Here is a 2,560-nt window from a genome sequence, read left to right as displayed (position 1 = left end):
TTACGGAGACGGTAAATTATTTAGTGTTTTCATGCTGTTGCGGGTGTCCTTGTGTTTGCTTTAAATTCCTTTAATATCATTGAGTAACCCGATAAACCTGTACTGGTGTTAATTGACGTTTTCGGGGCCATGCAACGAACGGTGTATCACTCGGTGTATCACTCTGAAAGGGTTTTTATGGCTGGAACGAACAAACTTAGCGACAAAAAGCTTAAGGCACTAGAGGGTACTCCCTGTGATGCTGTCCGCTTGTTTGCTGACGGGGCAGGATTAAGCGCCAAAGTTTCAAAGCAGGGCTCTATCAGCTGGGTGTTCACCTATAGATTAGGTGGCCGAGAATCGAAATTAGAGCGCCTGGTGTTAGGGCGTTATCCTGATATGCCCCTTAAGTCAGCCAGAGAGCGCCGCGATCAGTGCCGTACCTGGTTAGCTGGTGGGCGCGATCCTCGTCGCCAGTTGCAGGAAGATGTCACCCAGACATTGAAGCCGGTAACGGTGAAAGATGCCTTGGAGTACTGGGTGGACAACTACGCCCAACAGAAACGCACTGATGCCGATGCTATCCGCTCTCAATTCGCTACCTACATTTATCCCCACATTGGCAATCTCTCGCTCGTAGAATCTGAAACCCGTCACTGGTTGCAAGCTTTCGATAGCACCGGGAAAAAGCACGCAGTGACAGCAGGCCGCTTATTGCAGATCTGCAAACAGGCACTGAAATTCTGCCGTGTGCGGCGTTTTGGGACGTGTGACGCTATCGGCATGCTTACGGTCAATGATGTAGGTAAAAACCCGGATAGGCGCGATAGAGTGCTATCTGACGCGGAATTAGCGGACGCGTGGAACAGTCTTGCTCGTAAAGACATCATGCCTTACTACCAGATGATTATTCGCTTACTCGTTGTTTTCGGTTGCAGGACAAAAGAACTCAGGGTTTCACGGTGGAGCGAATGGGATTTTGATAGCTGGGTGTGGACAGTTCCGAAAGAGAACAGTAAAACCCGCGAAAAGATTTTACGCCCAATCCCTCCGGCGCTTCACTCGTGGTTAACCGAGCGTTACGAACGGCGCGAGTCTGAATACTTGCTTGGAGAATTGAAGACTGGAAGCGCAGTTAGCCAAATTGGTAGGGTTATTTATAAGCGTTTGGGGCATGTAGAGCCTTGGACATTCCACGATTTACGCCGTGCGCTATCTACTCATTGCGCCAATATTGGCATTCCCCCGCATATTCCAGAAATGCTACTCGGGCATAAGTTGCCTGCAATTATGGGTAACTATAATTACGGCCAGTACCTACCGGAGAAGTTAGATGCGTTGAACAAGTGGATTGACCGGCTGGAAGTGCTGGCGGGTAATCATGAAAACGTTATTATTTTAAAGGCTGGTGAGAAATGAATAGCGAAGAGAAAAATAAAGTTAACCCTCAGTCATCTAAAGAGAAGGCGCAGAAACTACCTGTTGCAAAGAAAAGAACTCTTAAGCAGCTTGAGGGGGACTTGGAATATTATAAGTCTTTCATTGACAAGTGTGTTGATTCCTGTAATGAAAATAACTACAGCATGGCTTTTAGCATGAAAGATAAACCTTCTGTTACCTATGAAGATATTCAGAAATTACCACTCGAAGAAAGATATGAATGGGCTAATGGACTGATTAATGACAAGGAGTTTTTTGACGGTAGAGAAGAGAATGAGAATATTCATAAAGCCATAAGGGTGTTATATCTTCTTGGTTTTAGAAATCTTGCTGGAGCAGTGCATAAAATGAGCGTTGACTATTCAGTCTCAAAACATTATCAACCAAAAATAGAAAGTATACAGGCGCAAATAAAACACAAAAAAATGACCAGTAAAGGCGGTGTAAATCGCACAAGTCATTACAAAGATATTGCATTGAAAATCGCTGGTGATACTTGGATGCATACCCCAGGTGCCAGTATGGAAACATTGGCTAAAAAAATTCATGACCATTTAAGTAAGAAACGTACAGATATCCCAGAGCCTAGCACTATAAAAACATGGCTGAAAAAGTCAGGACTTAATCCGAACGTTTCACCCAAAATTCAAAAATACGAATTGGTTATAAGTACTAATGTAGATAGTTAAGTACTTATGTAGGTGCTTAAGTACTTAACTCATGATGGAACTACTAAAGTGGGTGGTTAAGTAGTTTTCTCACCTTATGAGTTCTAAATAATAAAATTAAAGTACCTCCAACAAGCACGAGAACATCTGGAAAAAGAAACCTGATGAAAGTGCTAAATGGAGGCAGCATGTTAAAGAAACAATTTAAACCAGCAGATCATAAGCAAGAGGGCCACACTCTCTATACCCCACCGACCGCAGAGCAGCGCCGCTCTGTCCTTGTTGAGTCCAACCATACCTACGATAAGCGTATTCGTGAGCGTGAATGTCAGGAAATCACCAGTCTATCCCGTACCACCCGCTGGAAGCTGGAGAACGAAGGCAAGTTCCCGCCCCGCTGCCACTTTGGCCGTAATTCCTGCGCCTGGCTTCTCAGTGATGTTTTGTGGTGGGTTCGCAATCCTCCTGCAGTG

At 44.8% G+C, this 2,560-nt stretch carries 3 protein-coding genes; all 3 read left to right on the top strand.

Features of this window, described 5'->3' with window-relative positions:
- Positions 1 to 177: 177 nt before the first annotated feature.
- Positions 178 to 1,398: a tyrosine-type recombinase/integrase gene (locus ACKWMY_RS28010; RefSeq protein ID WP_409487522.1), complete on the top strand. Its 1,221-nt coding sequence runs from the start codon at positions 178 to 180 to the stop codon at positions 1,396 to 1,398.
- Positions 1,395 to 2,108, top strand: a complete 714-nt coding sequence (locus tag ACKWMY_RS28005; RefSeq protein ID WP_409487521.1) for a hypothetical protein — start codon at positions 1,395 to 1,397, stop codon at positions 2,106 to 2,108. Before ACKWMY_RS28010 ends, ACKWMY_RS28005 begins: the two co-directional genes overlap by 4 nt.
- Positions 2,109 to 2,275: 167 nt before the next feature.
- Positions 2,276 to 2,560: helix-turn-helix transcriptional regulator (locus tag ACKWMY_RS28000; protein ID WP_409487520.1), on the top strand; the 285-nt coding region annotated here is incomplete at its 3' end.

Source organism: Serratia sp. J2 (assembly GCF_046269175.1).
Classification (GTDB): Bacteria; Pseudomonadota; Gammaproteobacteria; order Enterobacterales; family Enterobacteriaceae; genus Chania; species Chania fonticola_C.
This window is presented reverse-complemented; position numbering and strand designations above follow the sequence as displayed.